This window comes from Paenimyroides marinum, assembly GCF_900108395.1.
GTDB lineage: Bacteria > Bacteroidota > Bacteroidia > Flavobacteriales > Flavobacteriaceae > Flavobacterium > Flavobacterium marinum.
On sequence record NZ_FNXE01000084.1, the window covers coordinates 1 to 3001 of the forward strand.

At 32.7% G+C, this 3001-nt stretch carries 2 protein-coding genes; both read right to left on the reverse strand.

The annotated features are described in order from the left end of the window. Positions 1 to 45: 45 nt before the first annotated feature. A complete protein-coding gene (locus tag BLW20_RS14405; RefSeq protein WP_091102958.1) occupies positions 46 to 714 on the reverse strand; it encodes an MgtC/SapB family protein in 669 nt (222 codons plus the stop codon). Between the two features lie 71 nt (positions 715 to 785). Then, positions 786 to 2780, reverse strand: a complete 1995-nt coding sequence (locus BLW20_RS14410; RefSeq protein ID WP_091102961.1) for a M4 family metallopeptidase — start codon at positions 2778 to 2780, stop codon at positions 786 to 788. Positions 2781 to 3001: the final 221 nt, after the last annotated feature.

The window sequence follows — 3001 nt, forward strand, 5'->3', positions numbered from 1 at the left end:
CAACTAATTTTGCCCTATTTGAAAGATTGCCCGTTTAGTAGTGATTTATTTTATTTTAAAGCAATCAATATATCTGTTATAAACAAGATAGTTTTCAAAATCGAGGATTCTTTTAGTGTAAATTTTACATTCGTAACTTAAAATAATGTTTTCGTTGTGTTCATCCATTTGTCTTAACTCAATTCCCTTACAGAAATCACTTAAATCTTTTTCTATTTTTTCTCTGTGATTATAATCGCTTTTCTTTATTAAAATCTCAACATTTTTTATTGCGATTTTTGTCAGCAGGCGTTTGTTAATGAATCCGCCAAAATGGATGATAAAAAAGCTACAAGCCCAAAACGTAAGCGCGATTGTAAACTGACCAAAACCAATGCTCATTCCTATTGCTGCACCAATCCATATAATACTTGCCGTGGTTAAGCCATTTATACTAAACCCGTCTTTAAAGATAACACCTGCCCCCAAAAAACCTATGCCACTTACTACATAAGATGCTATACGCGTAGCGTCTTCAGATGCTCCCACTCCCATTTTATAAGACAGCAATGTAAATAACGTGCTTCCCAAACAAATCAAGGTAATGGTTCGAAAACCGGCAGCTTTGTCTTTTAATTCTCTTTCTGCACCAAGCACCATACCAACAATTAAAGATGTTACCGCTTTAAGCAGGTCCGATACTTCCCAATAATCGGTTATAATTGTAAAATCCATATAAGCTTTAATTAAAAAAGGTTAACGTTTATCGTTAACCTTAAAAGAGATATAAATATATTACTTTTTAATTATTTAATTATCAGCTTATGTGAATATTCGCCTAACGTAGATTTGAATTTTAGAATGTACACTCCCGTTTTGTAATTTGATGTATTTAAAACAGTTCTGCTTTCAATTTGTTTAGGTGCTAACACTTGTTTTCCCGTTAAATCAAACATTTCAACAGTAGTTGTCTCATCTAAATTAGATTCAATAGTTACTTCATCACCAGTTACCGGGTTTGGATATACCTTTAATTTAGCTTCCATTTCATAATTTTTAGTTGAAGCAGCACCGCTTCCAATACCAACAGCATACCATGCATCAACCACTTGTGTCCATTCATTTGAGTTAGCTCCGTACAAAGCCGCAGCTGCTGCAATTGTAGCATTATAAGCATCTAAATAAGTTGCACTACTTGACAAACCTGTTGTTAATGCTCTATATGCAATTTTTTCTGCTTTTTGAATGGTGATGCCCGTTACATTATAGCTCTTGTTTATATCATTTACACCTGAACCACCTTCACTTAATAAATAAAACCAGTGATTACCTACACCGCTATTTATATGAACCCCGCCATAGTCATTATACCCATTTGGATTGTTGGTGGTATTTTGCCAATATTGTCCTTTATAGGTATCAGGTTGACTTGGCATACCTATCGAGGTGGGAGCACTGTTAGGATTACTCATGCTTCTAAAATAATTAGGAGTGATACTGCTGCTTTTAAGAAGTCCTTCACCTATTGTCCAGTTGGGGTTATCATTTACATAAAATTCTATAGATGTTCCAAACATATCGGCAAAAGACTCGTTCAATGCACCAGATTCGTTTTGATAATCCAATCCTCCGTTTCCGTTTCTACTTACAACCATGTGTGAAAATTCATGACCGGCAACATCAAGACCTACCACCGGATGTAAATATGAACCTCCTTTTCCGTAAAACATTCCAATTAATTCATAACCATTATCTACTTCGTCTAATGCGGCAGCATTTTCATGAGTTCCTAATGCAGTCCCAGCATCATAATAATTATTTATAGCGTGCCCGTTACCATCAAAACTGGTTCTGTTATGTATGTTTTTATAATAGTCGTAAGTATTCTTCATTGCCCAATGCACTTCCACTGCAGGCTTTGTGTTTACAGATGTAAAATTTGCTGAAGAATTTGTATATTCCGAATAACCGCTAAAAGTTCCATCTGCATTTAAATGTCCCGTTAAATTAACGGCATTTAACGTTCTTATATTTCTGGCGTTATCTTTTAATCTGTAACTGCCGTTATAAGAATCTACAGTAATACTTTGGTTACCGCGAAAATAGGTTGCACTGGTACTTTGTGTATCAGCTTTATGAAATTTATCAAACTGAGAAATGATCTCATTAGATTGTACATCAATAAGGTACTCTATTGTTTTAAAAGGAGCTGTCGCTATCAAGCTTATTTTTGCAACCTGTTTTAACGAAATTTTGCCTTCCTGAGATTCTTGTTTGTATATAAAATTTTCGATTTTACTTATTTGAACATTTTCAGTAATGCCAAAATTATTTAAAGCTACTTCTTTTATCTTCTCTTCATCAATAGAATGTGTAACAGATAACTCTGCTATTTTTACTATTTGCCCGTTAATATATTGAACCTGATCATTTTTTGCATGAACAAAAACCATATCACCATTAACTTTCACATCATTATAAAAGTGTTGGTAACTATAATAATTGTATCCTGTGCTGGCATCGCGTTGTTCATTAACCAATTCAAAGGTATGCTGATCATCTAAATCAAAATAATCGTTTAATTGATTAGAAAATTCTGAAACAGAAATCTTTGTATTAGTAGCATCCACTAAAAAAGTTCCATATCCATTTTGGTACTGTGGTTTTGGTAATTCGCTGCTATAAGAGCTAATCTGAATAGGTGTATTAATTGCAAAAACATTATTAGTACTAACTAATAAAACACCGGATAGAAGGAATACTACTGGTATTTTTTTTAACTGAAAGATTTTCTTATTCATTATTTAATTGTAATAAAATTATTCTTCCAAAGGTAAATTTATAATAAGATACAAACAAACATACATACATATCTTAACAAAAAACAAACAAAATAGCCGAATTTTAATATTTTACATATCAATATATTTTTTCACTACTAACCGACTAACTTTTCAAAATTAAGGAGCTTCCCATTGTGGTTAGCTCCTTTTTTCATATTTTGGTTTTACGACAAATCAAA